The following is an 18,738-nucleotide window of genomic DNA, read 5'->3' as shown; positions in this document are numbered from 1 at the left end:
GCCTCCTTCCCGGGAAGCACTCAGCGTTTTCCCAGACCCCGGTGCCAGAGTGGAGTAGTTTTGAGAGAATCGCCGGCGGCTAGCCGGCCCGGCAGAAGGACAGTATCCATGGCAGCAGCCCACCCGGCGTCACCGGCCCCGGCCGTCCCCGCCGCCCCGCCCCGGCTCGGCGAGGGGCGCAGCTACTCCGCCCGCATCGGCGCCGAAATGGCAGGATCGTTCCTGCTCTTCTTCGGTGCCCTGGGGATCGGCATGTTCAATCCGCAGGGCGGTTTCGGCGTTCCCTTCGGCTTCGGCCTGGCGGTAATTGCCGGCATGCTTGCCTTCGGCCATGTCTCCGGGGGCCACTTTAACCCGGCCATCACGCTGGGCAGCGCGCTCGCGGGCCGCACCTCCTGGAAGTCGGTCCCGCCCTACGTCCTGGCGCAACTGGCCGGCACCTCGCTGGCCGCCGTCGTGCTCTGGGTCATCATGGGCAGCCATCCGGTCAGCGCCCAGTCGGCCGCCGTGTTCACGTCCATCTCCAACGGCTACGCCGGCGGCGACGAACTGGGCTTCTCGATGGCGGGTGTGTTCCTGGCCGAAACCGTCGCCACCGGACTGCTCGTGGCGGTCTACCTGGGCGCCACCTCGTCCCTGGACCGGCTCCGCAGCGCCCCGTACGCGGTAGGGCTTGCCTTTGGCGTGCTGACCGCTGTGATGCTCCCGATCTCCAACGCAGGGCTGAACCCGGCCCGCTCCACGGCCGCGGTGTATTTCGCGGACGGCAGCCCGCTGGGCGAACTGTGGCTGTTCTGGGCGGCCCCGCTGCTCGGTGCCGTTATCGCCGGACTGCTCTACCGCAGTGCCGAACTGGTGCCGGGGCCGCGCAAGGCAACCAACGACGGCGGTGCTCCGGCTGCGTCTTCCACCCAACCTGTGGAGGGGAAGACTGCCGTCGGCGGCGGCGCCGCTTCCGCCGGCACGGTGCCGGCCGGGTCCGCGAACGCCGGACGTGAGGTTCCCGACGTCGCGGTGGAGGACCAGCCGGACGAGCCGGCGCCAGTGGACGACCAGGGCGCCGCCGAAGCGCGCGACTTCTTTGACCGCAAGCCGAAGCGCACACGCCCGGACGGCGAATAACCACAAGCCCCGCACAACGGCACGTCCCGATTTCGGGACGTGCCGTTGTGCTTGTCCGAAACTGTCCCAGCCGCCGGATAGTTTGGAAATATGAGGTTACTGCACACGTCGGACTGGCATCTGGGCCGTTCCTTCCACGGCGTTGGGATGCTGCAGGCGCAGCACGCCTTCGTCGAGCGACTCCTGCAGACAGTCCGCGAGGAGGGCATCGACGTGGTGCTCATCGCCGGCGACGTGTACGACCGCGCGCTGCCCGGTGTGGATGTCGTCAACCTCTTTTCCGATGCCTTGTCGCGCATCCGCGCTGCCGGGGCAACCGTGATCCTGACCAGCGGCAACCACGATTCGGCCACCCGGTTGGGCTTCGGCTCCGGCATCCTGGCCCACGGCGGGGTCCATATCCGCGCCCGGCTCGACCAGCTTGCCGACCCGGTGGAACTGGACCTGGACGGGGCCACGCTTGCCGTGTACGGCATTCCCTACCTCGAGCCGCGGATGTGCGCTGAGGAACTGGGCGCGGAGGCTCCCAGCCACACCGCCGTCACGCGGGCGGCGCTGGGCCGCATTCGTGCCGACCTTGAGCAGCGGAGGGCCGGCGGCACCGTGCATTCCCTGGTCATGGGGCACACCTTCGCCAGCGGCGGCATCACCTCGGACAGCGAACGCGACCTGAGCATCGGGGGAGTTGGAGCGGTGCCGCTGGATTTGTTCGACGGCCTTGACTATGTGGCGCTGGGGCACCTGCACGGGCGCCAGAAATTGAGCGAAACCGTGCGCTATTCCGGGTCGCCCCTGCCCTATTCGTTTTCCGAGGCCGGACACGAGAAGGGCGGCATCATCCTCGAATTCACCGCGGCCGGACTCACATCCGTGGAAAACGTCAGTTGGCCCTCACCGCGCAAGCTCGCCGTACTCAAGGGGACCATGCAGGACCTGCTGGAATCTGCCGACCATGCCTGGGCCGAGGAAGCCTACTGCCAGATCACGGTCACGGACGACGAGCGCCCAACGAAGGCAATGGAACGGCTGCGGGCACGCTTCCCCGACACGCTGGTGCTCAACTTCGAACCCGCCTCCGGACCGCGCCGGGACACCATGAGCTACAGCCAGCGCATCGCGAAGGCCCAGGACGACCTGGAGGTCTGCTGCGGATTCCTGGACCATGTCCGCTCCCGGCCGGCCGGCGAGGCCGAACGCGCACTGCTGGCGCATGCGCTGGAGGCCGTGCAGGCAGCGGAGGCATCGGCATGAGGATCCACCGGCTTGAAATGCAGGCCTTCGGGCCTTTCGCTGCCCGGGAAACCATCGACTTCGACGAGCTGGGCGCGCAAGGGCTCTTCCTGCTCAACGGGCCGACCGGGGCCGGTAAGACCAGCATCCTGGACGCCATCTGTTTTGCGCTGTACGGGTCGGTTCCCGGCGCACGCCAACAGGGCAAGCGGCTGCGCAGCGACCACGCCGAACCCGGGACAGAGCCGGAAGTCGTGTGCGAATTCTCCGCGCGCGGCAGGCGGTTCGAAGTAACCCGCAGCCCGCAGTGGGAACGCCCCTCGTCCCGGGCCCGGTCCGGGTCGGTGACGGAGCAGGCTCGCACGCTGTTGCGCGAGAAGATCAACGGCGCCTGGGTCCAGAAAAGCGGCCGCAACGACGAGGCCGCGGCTGAACTGCTGGCCGTCTTGGGCATGAGTTTGGAGCAGTTCACCAAGGTAGTCCTGCTGCCGCAAGGCGACTTTGCGGCGTTCCTGCGCGCCGATGCCAAGGAACGCCGGCCGTTGCTGCAACGCCTGTTCGCGACCGACCGCTACGAGGCAGTCGAGCAGGTCCTGGCCGACGAAGCGGCCAAGGCCCGCTCGGACTACCAGGCAGCAGTGGCAGCATCCGAGCAACTCCTGGCGCGGGCAACAGAGGAAGCAGCCCGGCATCTGGCGGCCGAGGACATGCCGGACCAGTCAATGCCTGCCGCGGACCTGCTCGCCACGCTTGAGTCCTCGATGGCGTCCGCGGCCGCCTCCGTCCGGGACTTGGCCGAGCGCGGACAAGATAAGCTGGGCCGGCTGCGGGACACCATCGTCAGTCGTGAGCGGGCGTTGGCCGATCACGCGGAATTGGCGGCGCTGGAAAACCTCGCCGCGGAGCACCGCAACGGCGCCGACGGCCACGCCGCCCTGACCGAAACACTGGCATCGCACCGATCCGCGGAACTGTTGGCGTCGCCGATCCGGCACCGGGATCAGGCTGCGCTCGCTGCGGAACGCGCCGGGAAAGAATTCCTGGACCGGATCGACGCGGCCGAAGCCCATCCGCTCTACCCGTCGTTCGTTTCCCGCCGCCCCGACCCCGATGCTGCGGGACAGGCGTTGCTCGAGGAGGCGGCGGGACAGCTCTCCGCCGAGCTCGGACGAATCCGCGCCCTGCTGCCGGAGGAGCAGCGGCTGCAGGCGGCCGGTGCCGAGGTGCGGCGTTTGGAACAGCACGCGGGGCAGCTGGCGAGGGACATCGGTGCCGCGGAAAGCACCCGGGAACGGCTGGCCGGCATCGGCCGCGGGCTGCAGGAGGAGCTGGCCGAGCTGGCGGCAGCCGCCGACGACGTCGGCCTGCTCACCGAGCGGTTGGAACAAGCCCGGCAGCTGCGCGACACCGTGGCCGAGTACGCCGCCTGCCTGGCCAAGACCGGCGAGGCCCGCCGGAATCGCGATGCGGCGCAGGCCAGGCAGCTTCAGCTGAAGGAAGCCTGGTTGTCGCTGCTGGAACAGCGCCTCGATCAGGCCGCAGCGGAGCTCGCCGCCAACCTCGCCGAGGGAGACCCCTGTCCGGTGTGCGGCGGAACAGAACATCCGCAACCGGCCTCGGCCGGCGGCGGAGACCTGGTCACCCGCGAGCAGGAAACAGCAGCCCGGGAGGACCACGCGGCGGCCGAAGCCAAGTACTCCAAGGCCCGCGAGGCCTGCGCGGAACTGGAACAGCAACTTTCCGCCCTGGCCTCCCGCGGCGGGGCGACCGATGCCGCCGAGGCAACCGACGCCCTCGCCGCCGCCCGTGCCCGCTTGGACGAGGCCGTCGCGGTGAGGGAGCGGCGGACGAGGCTGCAGGAACGGGCGGATGCCACGACGCAGCAGCTTGACGAGAACGGCCGGCAGCTGTCGGCCCTGGCGGTAGCCAAGGCCTCTGCCGACTCCGAGCTCAATACCGGCAGGGAACGCGTGCGTGAACTCGAGCAAAAGCTGCGCGAGGCACGTCCCGACGGAGGCAGCCTGCACGAACACGCGGCCTCACTGTCCCGCCTCGACCAGCTCCTGGCCGATGCCCTGGATGTTTTAAGTCAGCACCGCCACTGCGGCAAGGCGTTGGAGCAGGCGGAAGCCGATCTTGCCGCGGCGATCGGGCAATCCAGCTTCGCCTCGGAGGACGAGATCCGGGTGTCCCTGCTGGCGCCGGCACAACTGCAGGAACTCCAGCGGCGCCACACCGCCTACACCGAAGCAGGCCAGCGGCTGCAGGTGCTGGAGTCCTCCGAAGCCGTCGTCCGTGCCCGCACGGCGCTTGAAAAGGGCGAAACGCTGCCGGGGACCGCGGAACTGGACGCCGCACGCGAGGAAGCCACGGTCTTGGACGGCGTGGTGCAGGAGCACCACGTGCGGCACGGAGTGCTGACAGCGTCGCTGCAACAACTTGCCAGCTACCGCCGGCGTTTCGACGAGGAACAAGTCCGCTTGGCACCGATCGCCGCACGGCACGAACTGTTGCAGTCTGTGGCGGACACGGTCAGGGGACTGGGCGAGAACGAACGCAAGATGACGCTCACCACCTACGTCTTGGCCGCGCGGTTGGAGCAGATTGCGGCGGCAGCTTCGGAGCGCCTGATTGCGATGACGGACGGGCGGTACACCCTGGTCCACGACGACTCAAAGTCCGGCAACAAGAAGTCGGGCCTTGGTCTACACGTCAGCGACGAATGGACGGGGCAGCGGCGCGACACCTCCACCTTGTCCGGCGGCGAATCCTTCATGGCCTCGCTCGCGCTGGCGCTCGGTTTGGCCGACGTGGTCCAGGCAGAGGCAGGCGGCGTGGACATCGAGACGCTGTTCGTCGATGAGGGGTTCGGCAGCCTGGATGAGCAGGCCTTGGAACAGGTCATGGATGCGTTGGAGGGACTCCGCGACGGGGGCCGGGTCATTGGCCTGGTCAGCCACGTGGCGGACATGAAGCAGCGCATCGGTGCCCAGCTCCAGGTCACAAAGGGGCGCCACGGCTCCTCCGTCCGCACCGTGCTCACCGGGGCCGCCTGACCGCCGGTATGATGGTTATGTTATACGGGTTGTGCGCATCGGGAGGCGGGACGGTGCGCGGTTCGAACCAACGGAAAAACCGATGACTTCTTCTGATCCCGGCGCGCCCGCACAGGAACACCTTTCCAGCGACGACACCGCCGGCCGGCGCAAGACCCGAAACCCCTTCGGCCGCTACGCGCGGCTGGCACGGATGGCCGGAACCTCCTTCCTGGCCATCGGATTCGTTGCCCGGCTGCCGCTGGCGATGCTGACGGTCGGAGCCCTGACCCTGGTCACGGTCAGCACCGGATCCTATGCCTCGGGCGGTTTCGCCGCCGGCGCCGTCGGGATCGGCTCGGCCGCCGGTGCGCCGTTGTTCGGCTATCTTGCCGACCGGGTCGGTCAACGGCCCGTGCTGCTGGTCGCGGCCGCCGCACACACCTGTGCCATCGTCGTCCTGCTGACCTCCGTCTACATAGGAGGCAGTGGAGCCGGCACGGTGGCCGTGCTGGCGGCCTCCTTCGCCGTCGGGGCCACCTGTCCGCAGGTCGGCCCGCTGGCGAGGGTGCGGTGGATGGCGATGACGCGCAACGACAAGCCGGTACTGGATACCGCGCTGTCCTATGAGAGCACCGCCGATGAACTGACGTTCGTGCTGGGACCGGCATTGGTCGGGCTGCTCGCGGCGCTGATTGCCCCGTGGCTGCCCTTCGTTTTGGCCGCTGCCCTGACCGTAACGATGGTTACTGCCTTCGCCGTCCACCCCACCTACCGCGCCGTCGTTCCGGTGACGCCGGGACTGGTCAAGGCGCACCCGGGAGCCGCTGCGGCGGCCTCGCCGGTGCGGATCAACTGGCCGCTGGTCGCCATCCCCGTGCTGGGCATGGTGGCCATGGGCGTGTTCTTTGGCGCAACCCAGAACGCCCTGAGTGCTTTCGGCGGCAGCTTTGGCGCGGCCGACACCGCCGGCCTGCTCTATGCGCTGCTGGGCCTGACGTCGGCCTTCGGTGCCCTGTCCGTCGCCTACTGGCCCGCACGGTGGAAACATTCGAGCCGCTGGGTCGTGTGCGCGGCGGCGATGACGGCGTTCTGCGTACTGCTGCTGCTGCCCGACGAAGTGCTGCCGATGATTCTCGTGCTGCTGTTGGTCGGCGTGCCCGTTGGGCCCACGATGGTCACCATTTACGGCATCGGAAGCCTGGTCGCTCCGGATGAGCGGCTCGGTACGGTGATGACGCTGCTCGCCAGCGGGGTCGTCCTCGGCTCTGCCATCGGTTCGGCAGTAGCCGGTGCACTGGCCGAGAACCTGGGCCACTCCGGTGCGTTCCTGGTGTCGGTTGCCGCTTCGGCCATGCTGCTGGTGCTCGGCCTGATCGCGGCTGCCGTCGTCCGGCGCCGACAGGGCGCCTGACTTCCGCTCCGTCATCCGGCGCGGCACGGCTAAGCCCGGCTCAGTGCAGCTCCGCCTCGATGACGGCGGCGGAACGCTTTAATGCCTCCGCAATTTCCTCATCGGGCGTATCGGTCCTGATGTAGACCACGGCGACGGCCGCCGGGAGCTGGCCCGGGACGGTGACCGGCACAGCGACCGACGAGACGCCGGGGATCACCTCGTCATGGCTGATGGCATAACCGGCGTCCTTGGCCAGCCGGGCTTCCGGACGGATCGGCTGCCCAGGAGCATGCTGCTCCCACTGGTCCCGGGTCAGGGCCGATTGGATGGCGATGCCCGGGGCTCCCGCGGCGAAGGAATGCCGGGTGCCCGGACGCTGCACCAGCGCCGTCGTATGCCGCGGCTCCACGGTCAGCAGCGTGACGCAGTCGTGCTGGTCCCAGACCGCGATGAAGGCTGTCATCATCAGGTCGTTGGCCAGGGCAGTCAGCTCCGGCAGCGCCGCCGACTGCAGGTCCCGCGAAACACCGCGGGCCAGCGCGGCCAGGCCGGGCCCCGCCTGCACCCGGCCCGCCGAATCGCGCATCAGCAGCGAATGGTCTTCGAGCGTGCGCAGGATCCGGTAGGCGACCGAACGGTGCACCCCCAACGCCTCGGACAACTCGGCGATCGTCATCGGCGACTGCGCTTCCGCCAGGATTTCCAATGCCTTGATGCCGCGGGAAAGGGTCTGCGAGTGCGCCGGGGCGGGTTTGGTGGGGGTCTGGCTCATCGGTCCATCCTCTGAAAAAATCCTGGCTAGGGGAGCTGCTGGGGGACCGAACATGCGTCCTGTGTCGGTCCTCACAGGTCCTATTGTTCTATATCAGGACAAACCGTCCAACTATAGAACGCAATCCCGGCGCGTTCCGGGCCGCTGCCTTTGAATACCCGTCGCTAAGGTGCGGGCGCCCGGCCACCCGGTGGCGAGGGGAGGGCCGCGGCAAGGACGCGCCCGCCACCCGTCGCGCTTGCTGTCCGCGAAACCGGGCGGCGTCGTTCCCGCGCCGGGCAAGCGTTGTCGGGACGCGACCCCGCATCGCGGGGGCGTTATGGAAATGATATGGCGGCCCTATGTGTGGCCTGTCACTGTCCGGTAATATGGCTCCAGTCACATTACCGACCGTTCGGTAACCCGTTCTGTGAATACACGGAGAAAATATGTCAACGTCAGAAGAGCTGGCAGGCAATCTTAGCCCAGCAGCCCGCCGTGAAGAGCGCAAGGTGCTCGCCGGCACCTTGGTCGGGACCACCATCGAGTGGTACGACTTCTTCATCTATGCGCAAGCCGCCGGCCTGGTGCTGGCTACGTTGTACTTTGCCCCGCTGTCCCAGGAGAGCGCCGGCCTGGCGCAGATCGTCGCCTGGGCGTCGCTGGGCATTAGCTTCCTCTTCCGCCCGCTCGGCGCCATCGTCGCCGGACACCTCGGGGACCGGCTGGGGCGGAAGCTGATGCTGGTCTTTACGCTGATGCTGATGGGCGTGGCGACTGCGCTGATCGGTTTGCTGCCGACCTACGACCAGATCGGCATCGCGGCTCCGATCCTGCTCGTGGTGCTCCGCATCCTGCAGGGCTTCTCGGCCGGCGGTGAATGGGGCGGCGCTGCCCTGATGTCCGTCGAGCACGCCCCGATCAACAAGCGCGGCTTCTTCGGCGCGTACCCGCAGATCGGTGTTCCCTGCGGCATGATCCTGGCCACCGGCGTGATGTGGCTGCTCACGACCGTGATGAGCGAGGACCAGTTCCTGGCCTGGGGCTGGCGTATTCCCTTCCTGTTCTCGATCGTGCTGATCGTGGTCGGCTACATCATCCGGCGCGCCGTGGACGAGTCCCCGGTGTTCAAGGAGATGCAGGAACGCAAGAAGGAATCTGCCGCTCCGCTGCGCCTGCTGTTCCGGCACAACTGGAAGCAGGTCATCCTCACCGCGCTGATCTTCATTGCCAACAACGCCGCCGGCTATCTGCTGATCGCGTTCTTCGCCTCGTATGCCACCAAGGATGTCGAGGCCGGCGGCCTGGGCATGCACCGCCCGTCCGTGCTCCTGGCGACGACGCTGGCGGCCTTCGGCTGGCTGGCCTTCACGATGTACGGCGGCATCCTCTCGGACAAGATCGGGCGAATCCGCACGTTCCAGATCGGCTACGTCTGGGTACTGCTCTGGCAGATTCCGATGTTCATGCTGATCGACACGGCGAGCATCGTGCTGATGGGCATCGCCATGTTTGTCCTGACCATCGGGCTGGGCCTGTCGTACGGTCCCCAGTCAGCCCTGTACGCGGAAATGTTCCCGGCGAACGTGCGGTACTCCGGCGTCTCTATCGGCTACGCCATCGGCGCCATCCTCGGCGGCGCGTTCGCCCCGATGATCGCCGAGCTGCTGCTGGGCCAGACCGGAAGCACGATTCCGATCGGCATCTACATCATGGTGTTGTGCGTGATCTCGCTGGTCGCCGTTTCCATGGTCAAGGAAACCAAGGGCGCGAACCTTCGGGCAATCGACCCCGAGATCGAGCACCTTAAGCGGCACCCTGAGGCGCACTAGGTTCTCGACACGCAGCAGAACCAGCTGAAGGCAGGACCGCCGCCGGGTGATTGCACCCGGCGGCGGTCCGCTGTTGCAAGCGCTGCAGACGCAGCCGCTACCGGGGAAGGGCTGCCAGTACCTCGTCGTCGCTGACCTGGCTAAAGTACTGGTAGGCCTCGCCGACGGCCCTGAAGTTGCGCGGCCTGCGCAGGCAGAACACGACGTCGGCCAGTTTCTCGAGCTCGGCGCAGGCCTGCGGCGGGCCCACCGGCACCGCGACGACGATCTCGCGGGGTCCGCTTTGCCTGACGGCGTTGATCGCGGCCTTCATGGTGGCACCGGTCGCCAATCCGTCGTCGCAGAGAATGGCGGTTCGGCCGCGGACCTCTGCCGTCCTGCCGTGGAGATACGCCTCCTGCCGCCGCTTCAGTTCGGCACGTTCCCGGTCTTGGACCTGCCGCAGGAGCTCGTCGCTGTAATTGCGGCGGCGCAGTTCTGCCAGTATCGGTTCCACCATGACGACGGCGGTGTGCCCGCCGTGGGCGGCCAAGGCACCGAAGGCCACCTCCGGCTGGCCCGGGATGCCTAATTTGCGAACGATGAGCGCGTCAAAGCCGGCGGCCAGTTCTTTCGCCAGCACCGCGGCCACCGGCACACCCCCGCGCGCCAGTCCCAGCACGGTGACGTCGTTGCGGCCGCGGTAGGCTCCCAGTTCGGCCGCCAGCTGTCGTGCCGCATCGGGCCGATCGGCGAAAGGGTCAGGGGCCCCGCTCAACAATCCCACGGCTTTAGTATCCTCTTGCGTTCCCGAGGTCGCGAGGGGGAGCGAACGCCGCTGCGGTGGTGGCTGCACGCCGGGTGGCGGGGAGCGTCCGCCCGCTGCGGTGGCTAAATGTCCGGCGAGAAAGATCGTCCGCTACGGTGGCTGGACGCCAGATGACGGGAGAGCGCCACCGACCGTGGAAGTCTTGCTGAACCGCTTAACCGGCATGGGTAGTTCTCCCCATCGCGGGCTAATGGCATCCCGGATAGGCTCGAAACAACGGTGGGGCTCGGAACGGGGGCCCGCATCGCGTCGCCTGGACTTGGGTCCGGGCGTGGAAGAGCCGGACCCGCAGGTTTCCCCCAACGCCTGCCGCTCCGGCTCTTTCGTTTAACTGTCGCCGCGCAGCACTCACGGTTTGGCAGCAGCCCCGTCCCGGCGTATGAATGGTAGGTGACTCAAGCCTCCGATTCCGTTCCAGAAAACCGTCCCGCGCCCGCACCGGCCGGCCCCGACGGCGTGGAGGCTGGCTTCGTCCCGGATCCGGGCCGCTGGCGGATCCTGGCGGTGCTGCTGGTGGCCATCTTCATGTCGCTGGTGAGCGTCAGCATCGTCAACGTGGTGCTGCCGTCCATCCAGATCGGGTTGGGCGCGACGGACTCGGACCTGCAGTGGGTGCTATCCGGCTACGCGCTGACTTTTGGTGTGGTGCTGGTGGCCGCCGGCCGGGCGGGGGATATCCTGGGCCGCGGCCCGCTGTTCATCGCCGGCGTCGCGATTTTCACGCTCTCCTCGGTGGCCGCAGGACTCGCTCCCGACCCCCTCAGCCTGAACATCACGCGCTTTGTGCAGGGGCTGGGGTCGGGCCTGCTGAATCCGCAGGCCGTGGGCATGATCCAGCAGTATTTCCGCGGCGCGGAACGCGGCCGTGCCTACGGGGCGCTCGGCAGCGTGATTGGCATTTCGGTGGCCATCGGACCCCTGCTGGGCGGGATGATCATTGAGTTCGCCGGGGTCCAGGACGGGTGGCGCTGGACCTTCCTGGTCAACGTACCGGTCGGGATCCTGGCAATCGTGCTCGCGCTGATGTGGTTCAAGCCGCGGCGCGCTGCCGACCGCCCCGGGGCTGAAGACCGCGAAGGCGCCGCCGCCAATGATCGTCGCACCGCCGCGGCCGGAGCAGCAGCGCCCGACACCGCCGCGCCCGGAGCCGCCGCGCCCGGGACCACCGGGACCCGCGTAGCCAAAGCCGAGCGTGACCTCGATCCCGTCGGGGCTGTGCTGCTGGGCCTGGCCGTGCTGGCGCTGCTGCTGCCGTTCGTCGAACGCGGGACCGGTGCATGGATCTGGCTGCTGCTTCCCGGCGGCGCGGGACTGCTGGCGCTGTGGGCGTGGTGGGAACATTCCTACCGCCACCGCGGACGCAGCCCGATGGTTGACCTGCGGATCTTCCGCACCCGCAGCTTCTCCGCCGGCTCGCTGATCGCCGGCCTGTATTTCATGGGCGTGACGAGCGTCTGGGTGCTGGTGGCGCTCTATATCCAGCAGGGGCTCGGTGGCAGCGCACTCGAGGCAGGGCTGATCGGGCTGCCTGCTGCACTGTTCGGGGCGTATTCGTCGCACTGGTCCGGCAAGCGGGTGCTGGAGCGGGGACGGCAGATGATCGTCGTCGGGATCCTCTGTGCGTTGCTGGGGCTGGCGCTGACCATCGCCGTCATCCAACTGGAGGCGGCAGGCCTGCTCAGCATCTGGTGGATGTTGCTGACATTGTCGTTCATCGGCATGGCGCAGGGCCTGATTATCACCCCCAACCAGACGCTGACCCTGGCCGACGTGTCGTTGGAGTACGCGGGCAGCGCCGGGGGAGTGCTGCAGACGTCCCAGCGCATCGGCACCGCCGTGGGAATCGCGGTGATCACCGCCGTCGCCTTTTCCGTCCAGGCCCGGTCAGGCTGGACGGAGGCGATCACCGCCGGCCTGGCTGTCACCGCCGCGTCGGTCGTTGCCACGCTCGTCATTGCCGGATCCGACGCCCGCCGGGCCTCCCGCGGGCCCAAGACGCGGTCTCCGAGGGGCTGATCCGGTCAGCTCAGCCGGACCTCGACCTGCCCTTCGCGGACGCGTGTTTCGTAGGCCGGCTGCTCGGAGCTGGCCGGACCCCTGACGATGCTGCCATCGGCCAGGCGGAACTGGCTGCCGTGCCAGGGGCAGGTGATGCAGCCGTCGTCGACCTGTCCTTCTGCCAGCGGCCCGCCCATGTGGCTGCAGACGCTGTCCAGCGCCCGGACGGTGCCGTCGCTGCGATACAGGACCAGCGACACGTCTCCCGCGTGCGCCAGCTGCGGCCGCCCCTCGGCCAGCTCGTTCTCCGCCAGGACAGGGGTCCACTCGACGGGACCTTTTCGCCACGCGGTGTGATTGACATTGACGCCGCGCGCGTAGCTCAGATGACCGCCCAGGTAGCCGCCGGACATGACCAGCCCGAAGCCGCCCAGGGCGAGCACCTTGGCGAACCCCCGGCTGCCGCTGCGGCGGGCCAGGAAGGAAGCGGCGAAGCAAGCCAGCGCCGCTGAATTGGATGCGGCGTGCACGATGCCGAGCCGGCGGTCCTCGCCCTGGGTATACGACCAGTCGTTGAGCCCGGCCCATGCCGTGGGTGCGGCCGTGATGATCCCGGCAGCGACCAGGAGGTCGGCCGCGGGCTCGGAACGGCGGCCGCCCACGGTGTCGAGCAGCGTGGACATGGTCCAGGCACCGATAGGAAAGTCGGTCATGAGCGGATGCAGCGGATGGCCCACAAAGCTGCCGCTGAGGATGTTCCTGATCGGCCGGGGGCTGACCATCCTGCCCACCAGTCCGGCCACCGGCTCGGCAACCTTGTCCAGAGCCTCGGTTCGTTCTATACGTGCAACGACGGTGCGGAGAATATTCACGCCGTCCCCCCAATCCCCTAGAACGGTCGGCAACCGGGGGCGGCCCTGTCGGCCGGGCACCGGCACCGCAGTTAGGTGCCAGTGTGGCATCCCGCGGCAAGGTGGACAAGGCCACAGACGCCGCTGGGCGGCTTCCGTGCGGAAGCCGCCCAGCGGCGTCGTCATGTGGTCGAGGACCAGGATTAAACCTGGTTGCCGATCTTAAAGCCCTTCGACGCCTGGCCGCGGAAGGTGCCGTCCTCGTCGTCTTCCCGGGTGAAGGAGAACCCGTCGGCGCCGATGGTCACCTCCATCTCGGAGTTGTCGGTGCGCTCGATGACTTCCTGCGGGTTGCCGTCGAGGTCCAGCACCAGGGACGCCTCGGTGTACCAGGACGGGACCACGGGGTTGCCCCACCAGTCGCGGCGCTGGTTGTCGTGGACGTCCCAGGTGATGACGGGGTTGTCCGGGTCGCCGGTGTAGTAGTCCTGGGTGTAGATCTCCACGCGGTGGCCGTCCGGATCCAGGATGTACAGGTAGAACGCGTTGGACACGCCGTGGCGGCCGGGGCCGCGTTCGATCCGGTCGGACATGCGCAGGGCGCCCATCTTGTCGCAGATCTGGATGATGTTGTGCTTCTCATGGGTAGAGAAGGCCACGTGGTGCATGCGCGGGCCGTTGCCGCCGGTCAGGGCGGTGTCGTGCACGGTGCCCTTGCGGTGCATCCAGGCCGCGTAGGTCACGCCGTCGGAGTCCTTGATGTCTTCGGTGACCCGGAAGCCCAGGTCTTCCAGGTACTTGCGCCCGCGCGGCACGTCCGGAGTGACCTGGTTGAAGTGGTCCAGGCGCACCAGCTCGCCGGCGGAGTAGAGGTCGTAGCGCATGTGCAGGCGCTCCACGTGGTCCACCTCGTGGAAGAACTCGTACGGGAAGCCCAGCGGGTCCTCCACGCGGACCGAGTCGCCGATGCCCTTGACGAAGCCTTCCTTGCGGCGCTCGGTCCGGCAGCCCAGCTCCTGGTAGTAGGCCTCGGCACGGTCCACGTCCTCCGGGGAACGCACGCGGTAGGCGAAAGCCGCCACCGCGGCGATCGGGCCCTTGCGCAGCACCAGGTTGTGGTGGATGAACTCTTCGAACGAGCGCAGGTAGATCGCCTCGTCGTCTTCGTAGGTCACGTGCAGGCCCAGCAGGTCGACGTAGAAGGCGCGCGACTTGGCCAGATCGGTGACCACGATCTCCATGTAGGCGCAGCGCAGGATGTCCGGGGCCGGAACCGAGGGCTTGGGGATTTCGTTGCTCATAATTCTCTCCTTCGAGCGGTGGGGGTAAGTGTCAGGCGTCCGGGATGGCGGCGGCGTCCTCGGCCTTGCCGAAGACCGGGTTGTGCACCTCGCCGAGGTTGATGTGCACGGCCTGCTGGTCGGTGTAGAAGTCGATGGAGCGGTAGCCGCCCTCGTGGCCCAGGCCGGACGCCTTCACGCCGCCGAACGGGGTGCGCAGGTCGCGGACATTGTTGGAGTTCAGCCACACCATCCCGGCCTCGACGTTCTGGGCGAAGTTGTGGGACCGCTTCAGGTCGTTGGTCCAGATGTAGGCGGCCAGTCCGTACTTGGTGTTGTTGGCCAGTTCAAGGGCCTCCTCGTCCGTGTCGAACGGGGTGATGGCCACGACCGGCCCGAAGATCTCCTCCTGGAAGATCCGGGCGTCCGGGGCCACGTCGGCGAAGACGGTCGGCTGGATGAAGTTGCCTTCCGGGAACTCCTCGGGGCGGCCGCCGCCGGCCGTCAGGCGGGCCTCCTGCTTGCCGATCTCCACATAGGACATGACCTTGTCGAAGTGCTCCGGGTGGACCAGGGCGCCGACCTCCGTCGTTTCCTCGTGGGGGAGGCCGACCTTGACCCGCTTTGCCTGGGCGGAGTAGCGCTCGACGAACTCGTCGTAGATGCTCCGCTGGACCAAGATGCGCGAGCCCGCGGTGCAGCGCTCGCCGTTGAGGGAGAAGACTCCGAAGATCGTCGCGTCGATGGCTGCCTCCAGATCGGCATCCTCGAAGACGACGGCGGGGGACTTGCCGCCCAGCTCCATGGACAGGCCCTTCAGGTACGGAGCCGCGTTCGCGAAGATGATCTGGCCCGTGCGGGACTCGCCCGTGAAGGAGATCAGCGGGACGTCCGGGTGCTTGACCAGGGAGTCCCCGGCGAAGCCTTCCTCCCCGTAGCCGTGGACGATGTTGAAGACGCCCTCGGGCAGGCCGGCTTCTTCGAAGATTCCCGGCCACAGGGATGCGGAGAGCGGGGTGAACTCGGCCGGCTTCAGGACCACGGTGTTGCCGGTCGCCAGCGCCGGACCCAGCTTCCAGGACTCCAGCATGAACGGGGTGTTCCACGGCGTGATCAGGCCGGCAACGCCGATCGGCTTGCGGTTGACGTAGTTGGCCTGGCGGCCGGGAACCTTGAAGGCGTCGTCGTGCTGGGCGACGATGAGGTCGGCGAAGAAGCGGAAGTTCTCCGCCGCGCGCTGGGCCTGCCCCAGGGCCTGCTTGATGGGCAGCCCGGTGTCGAAGCACTCCATCTCGGCCAGTTCCTGGCCGCGGGACTCGACGATGTCGGCGACCTTGTGCAGCACGCGGGAGCGCTGGCGCGGAAGCATGGTGGGCCAGGGACCGTTCTCGAAGGCGTCCTTGGCGGCGGCAACGGCCGCGGCGACGTCGGCGACCTTGCCGGAGGCAGCCTTGAGGTAGGGCTTGTTGGTGACCGGGTCCAGCACGTCGAAGGTGTCGCCGTCGATGGAGTCGACAAGCTTGCCGCCGATGTAGTGCTGCAGGTGGGTGGGCAGGTTGTCCGGGACAAAGTGCTCGGCCATGATGGTCCTTTCCATTGGGGGTTGAATGGTCGGTAGTCGGTGAGGTCTGGGTTGTGTAGGGTGCTTGACCGCTGACGACGGCGGGATGTCGCCTTCCGCAGCGGGCGCGGCCTACAGGGGCGAGGGCGGCAAGCCGTCCGCGGCCAGGTAGGCGTTGAGCGTGTTGGTCCGGTGGGCCCGGGCCGCCTTCTCCACCTCGCCGGTGCTGGCACCGGCGTCGATCAAATCCAGCAGTTGCTCGTGCTCCTCGACCGAGGAGCGGGCACGGCCGGGGATGTGGCTGAAGCTGGAGGCCCCCATGGCGTTGAGCCGGTTCCAGCCCCGGTGTACCAGATCCAGGATGTGCGGGTTCGGGCAGCGTTCGTACAACCCCGCATGGAACCGGTCGTTGAGCTGGGTGAAGCGGCGCGGATCGAAGTCCTCCAGGCACCGGCGCAGCTCGGCGTTGACCGCGCGGGCCTCGGCCAGGTCCACGGCGGAGAGCAGCGGCGCGGCCAAGGCCGTTGCCGCGCCCTCGATCACGGCCAGCGTCTCCATGGTGTGCAGGTACAACTCGGCGTCGACGGCTGCCACCGTCGCCCCGATATTGCGCTCGAACGTCACCAGGCCCTCGGCCTCCAGCCGGCGGATCGCCTCGCGCACCGGGACGGTACTGCAGCCAAGCTCCGCGGCGATGGTCCCGAGGACCAACCGGTAGCCGGGCACCAGCTCGCCCTTGGCGATCCGCTCGTGCAGCAGCTCGTAGGCCTGTTCCGACTTGCTGGGGGCCAGGGTGGTCACTTCGGCTGCTCCGCGACCCAGGCCTCGTAGCGTGCGCGCCATTCGGCGTTCATCGGGAACAGGCCCTCGATCTTGTGGCCTTCCTTGACCATTTCGAAGACGAAGCTGTCCTGGCGTTCCTGTTCGACGACCTCGTCCGCGATCTCGGCGGCCAGGGCGGGCGGTATCACCAGGATGCCGTTGTCGTCGGCGACGACGATGTCCCCGGGCTGGATGGTGGTGCCGCCGCAGGCGACTGTCACGTCGGTGTCCCAGGGCACGTGCTTGCGCCCCAGCACCGCCGGGTGGGCGCCGTTGTAGAACGTCGGGATGTCCAGCGCCGCCACCTCGGAAAGGTCGCGGACACCGCCGTCGGTAATAATGGCTTCCGCACCGCGCACCTGGGAGCGCAGGGCGAGGATGTCCCCGAGGGTGCCGGAGCCCTTCTCGCCGCGGGCCTCCATGACCAGGATCTCGCCCGGGCCGAGCGCGTCGATGATGCGCTTCTGCGCGTTGTAGCCGCCGCCGTGGGACTTGAACAGGTCCTCACGGTTGGGCACATACCGCAGCGTGCGGGCGGTGCCGATGACCTTCTGGCCGGGCTTGGTGGCCAGCAGGCCGTCAACGCTGACGTTGTTCAGCCCCCGCTTCCGCAACGCGCCGGAGATGGTGGCCGTGGCGACCGAGAGCAGCTTGGCCTTGACGTCCTCGGTCAGCGCGGACTTGCCGGTAACTGCCGGGGCCAGGCCGGCCGCTTCCTCGCTGCCGAAGGCATCGATCCGGTCGGTGTCGGTGATCTTGGGAGTGTTGCCGAAGGACGCGAATTCCGCCTCGCCCTGGGTGACGGTGGTCGACAGGCGGCCGGTGCTCAGCCCGGCGGCTTCGTCGGAGACCTCGACCTCGACGACGTCGCCCGGCACGATCACGGAGGAGCCGGCCGGGGTTCCGGTGAGGATAATGTCTCCCGGGTGCAGTGTCATCAGCTGCGACAGGTCGGCGACAATGCGGGCGAAGGAGAAGATCAGGCCGGCGGTCGTGTCGTCCTGGGCGACCTCCCCGTTGACCCAGGTGCGGATCCGGAGGGCGTCCGGGTTGACCGTCGCGGCGGGCAGCAGGGCCGGGCCGATCGGCGTGAAGCCGTCGCCGGACTTGGAGCGGACGTTGGAGCCCTTGTCCGCGTACTTGATGTCGTAGACGCCCAGATCGTTGCTGGCGGTCACATGGCCCACATAGTCCCAGGCCTCCTCGACGGTCACGCGGCGGGCAGGCTTGCCGATGATGAGGGCGATTTCACCCTCGAAGGCCAGCAGCTCGGTGCCCGCGGGGCGCTCCACAGTGCCGCCCGAGAGGGCCAGCGAGGAGGAAGCCTTCATGAAGTAGGAGGGGTTAGCCGGAACCCGTCCACGCTGTTCCGCCCGGGAGTTGTAGGACAGATGTACGGCCAGCACCTTGCCGGCGTCCTCCAGGATCTGGGTATCCACCGCCTGCAGCGTGCCCGCGGACTGGGTGACGTTGGCTTCGGACAAAGCATCCTCCTGTGAAGTACGAAATCGTATATGATCCATCATGGCCTGTGGCGGGGGCCACGTCAAGGGCGGCTGGAAGGTTTTCGACCGACTGATCGGTGAGATGGTGGCGGCTACCGCCGGCCCGATTGGTCGGTGAGTGGTGGCGGCTAGCGCTGGCGTGTTGGCCGGTTAGTTCGGGTCTCTCAAAAAAGCCACCCACTATTCCTACACAATGGTTCTTTTCGGTGGCCATCGAATGTATGTACGAATAAAATTGTGGTATGGCTCTTGCACCGTTGGACCGCACCGGGGAGATGGGAACATCCCTGGCCCAGGCGTTTGTCCTGCTGCAGGAGGTCGCTGACCGCTTTCCCGCCGAGTGGGCGTCCCTGTGTACCCGGGATCTGGCCAATACCGTAGCTGCGGTGGAGGACGTTTCGAAGCTGGTGGAGTTCCTGCAGGCAGCCGGCGCCCAGGCCGTGGAGCAGACGGACATCGCCGCCAACGGGGAACACGCGACGGCGCCCAGACCCGGACCCGGCGCCGGCACAGGCGCCGATGCCGGAGCCTGTGCCGGGGCGGGGGA

Annotated in this window: 14 protein-coding genes; 7 read left to right on the top strand and 7 right to left on the bottom strand. The window is 67.9% G+C overall.

The annotated features are described in order from the left end of the window. The first annotated feature begins 108 nt into the window (after window positions 1-108). The 4 genes from AC5RV3_RS07050 (at window position 109) to AC5RV3_RS07035 (ending at window position 6,801) form a co-directional block, all read left to right on the top strand. Window positions 109-1,122 carry an MIP/aquaporin family protein gene (locus tag AC5RV3_RS07050; protein WP_494121528.1) on the top strand — a complete coding sequence of 338 codons (1,014 nt, stop codon included), beginning with the start codon at window positions 109-111 and terminating at the stop codon, window positions 1,120-1,122. Window positions 1,123-1,212: 90 nt separating this feature from the next. Then, window positions 1,213-2,373 carry an exonuclease SbcCD subunit D gene (locus tag AC5RV3_RS07045; RefSeq protein ID WP_494121527.1) on the top strand — a complete coding sequence of 387 codons (1,161 nt, stop codon included), beginning with the start codon at window positions 1,213-1,215 and terminating at the stop codon, window positions 2,371-2,373. Next, on the top strand, window positions 2,370-5,408 hold the full coding sequence (locus tag AC5RV3_RS07040; protein ID WP_494121526.1) for an AAA family ATPase: 3,039 nt from the start codon (window positions 2,370-2,372) through the stop codon (window positions 5,406-5,408). The genes AC5RV3_RS07045 and AC5RV3_RS07040 overlap by 4 nt, the downstream gene beginning before the upstream one ends. An 82-nt stretch (window positions 5,409-5,490) precedes the next feature. Then, on the top strand, window positions 5,491-6,801 hold the full coding sequence (locus AC5RV3_RS07035; protein ID WP_494121525.1) for an MFS transporter: 1,311 nt from the start codon (window positions 5,491-5,493) through the stop codon (window positions 6,799-6,801). A 40-nt stretch (window positions 6,802-6,841) separates the two neighbouring features. Here AC5RV3_RS07035 and AC5RV3_RS07030 read toward each other — a convergent pair whose 3' ends face one another. After that, entirely contained in the window at window positions 6,842-7,555 is a 714-nt protein-coding gene (locus AC5RV3_RS07030; RefSeq protein ID WP_493989282.1) for an IclR family transcriptional regulator, read from the bottom strand. Between the two features lie 428 nt (window positions 7,556-7,983). Between AC5RV3_RS07030 and AC5RV3_RS07025 the strand changes: the two genes are divergently transcribed. Further along, window positions 7,984-9,366 carry an MFS transporter gene (locus tag AC5RV3_RS07025; protein ID WP_494111235.1) on the top strand — a complete coding sequence of 461 codons (1,383 nt, stop codon included), beginning with the start codon at window positions 7,984-7,986 and terminating at the stop codon, window positions 9,364-9,366. A 97-nt stretch (window positions 9,367-9,463) separates the two neighbouring features. Here the strand turns inward: AC5RV3_RS07025 and AC5RV3_RS07020 are convergent, their stop codons facing one another. Further along, complete coding sequence (locus tag AC5RV3_RS07020) at window positions 9,464-10,132, bottom strand: phosphoribosyltransferase (RefSeq protein ID WP_494121524.1); 669 nt, start codon at window positions 10,130-10,132, stop codon at window positions 9,464-9,466. A gap of 498 nt (window positions 10,133-10,630) precedes the next feature. On the opposite strand from AC5RV3_RS07020, the gene AC5RV3_RS07015 reads away from it, so the two are divergent. Next, window positions 10,631-12,190 (top strand): MFS transporter, encoded by a 1,560-nt coding sequence (locus AC5RV3_RS07015; protein WP_494121922.1) that lies wholly within the window; start codon window positions 10,631-10,633, stop codon window positions 12,188-12,190. A 5-nt stretch (window positions 12,191-12,195) separates the two neighbouring features. Here the strand turns inward: AC5RV3_RS07015 and AC5RV3_RS07010 are convergent, their stop codons facing one another. The 5 genes from AC5RV3_RS07010 to AC5RV3_RS06990 form a co-directional block, all read right to left on the bottom strand. Beyond that, window positions 12,196-13,044 (bottom strand): Rieske (2Fe-2S) protein, encoded by an 849-nt coding sequence (locus AC5RV3_RS07010; RefSeq protein ID WP_494121523.1) that lies wholly within the window; start codon window positions 13,042-13,044, stop codon window positions 12,196-12,198. A gap of 182 nt (window positions 13,045-13,226) precedes the next feature. Further along, window positions 13,227-14,324, bottom strand: a complete 1,098-nt coding sequence (gene hpaD, locus AC5RV3_RS07005; protein ID WP_494111238.1) for a 3,4-dihydroxyphenylacetate 2,3-dioxygenase — start codon at window positions 14,322-14,324, stop codon at window positions 13,227-13,229. A 31-nt stretch (window positions 14,325-14,355) separates the two neighbouring features. Further along, entirely contained in the window at window positions 14,356-15,885 is a 1,530-nt protein-coding gene (gene hpaE, locus AC5RV3_RS07000; RefSeq protein WP_493989288.1) for a 5-carboxymethyl-2-hydroxymuconate semialdehyde dehydrogenase, read from the bottom strand. Between the two features lie 111 nt (window positions 15,886-15,996). Beyond that, complete coding sequence (locus tag AC5RV3_RS06995; RefSeq protein ID WP_494121522.1) at window positions 15,997-16,707, bottom strand: GntR family transcriptional regulator; 711 nt, start codon at window positions 16,705-16,707, stop codon at window positions 15,997-15,999. Then, window positions 16,662-18,134 carry a fumarylacetoacetate hydrolase family protein gene (locus tag AC5RV3_RS06990; protein WP_494121921.1) on the bottom strand — a complete coding sequence of 491 codons (1,473 nt, stop codon included), beginning with the start codon at window positions 18,132-18,134 and terminating at the stop codon, window positions 16,662-16,664. The genes AC5RV3_RS06995 and AC5RV3_RS06990 overlap by 46 nt, the downstream gene beginning before the upstream one ends. A gap of 299 nt (window positions 18,135-18,433) precedes the next feature. Here AC5RV3_RS06990 and AC5RV3_RS06985 point away from each other — a divergent pair. After that, a partial coding sequence (locus AC5RV3_RS06985; protein WP_494121521.1) for a hypothetical protein occupies window positions 18,434-18,738 on the top strand: 305 nt, incomplete at its 3' end.

Source organism: Arthrobacter sp. Y3221114 (genome assembly GCF_059092625.1).
Note: the sequence above shows the minus strand (reverse complement) of the source record. Positions and strands in the feature narration are given on the sequence as shown.

What these genes read in the sequence shown, in the direction of transcription:
- AC5RV3_RS07050 (WP_494121528.1), top strand. Translation starts at nt 109, where the DNA reads ATGGCAGCAGCCCACCCGGCGTCACCGGCCCCGGCCGTCCCCGCCGCC.
- AC5RV3_RS07045 (WP_494121527.1), top strand. Translation starts at nt 1,213, where the DNA reads ATGAGGTTACTGCACACGTCGGACTGGCATCTGGGCCGTTCCTTCCAC.
- AC5RV3_RS07040 (WP_494121526.1), top strand. Translation starts at nt 2,370, where the DNA reads ATGAGGATCCACCGGCTTGAAATGCAGGCCTTCGGGCCTTTCGCTGCC.
- AC5RV3_RS07035 (WP_494121525.1), top strand. Translation starts at nt 5,491, where the DNA reads ATGACTTCTTCTGATCCCGGCGCGCCCGCACAGGAACACCTTTCCAGC.
- AC5RV3_RS07030 (WP_493989282.1), bottom strand. Translation starts at nt 7,555, where the DNA reads ATGAGCCAGACCCCCACCAAACCCGCCCCGGCGCACTCGCAGACCCTT.
- AC5RV3_RS07025 (WP_494111235.1), top strand. Translation starts at nt 7,984, where the DNA reads ATGTCAACGTCAGAAGAGCTGGCAGGCAATCTTAGCCCAGCAGCCCGC.
- hpaD (WP_494111238.1), bottom strand. Translation starts at nt 14,324, where the DNA reads ATGAGCAACGAAATCCCCAAGCCCTCGGTTCCGGCCCCGGACATCCTG.
- hpaE (WP_493989288.1), bottom strand. Translation starts at nt 15,885, where the DNA reads ATGGCCGAGCACTTTGTCCCGGACAACCTGCCCACCCACCTGCAGCAC.
- AC5RV3_RS06995 (WP_494121522.1), bottom strand. Translation starts at nt 16,707, where the DNA reads ATGGCGCGCACGCTACGAGGCCTGGGTCGCGGAGCAGCCGAAGTGACC.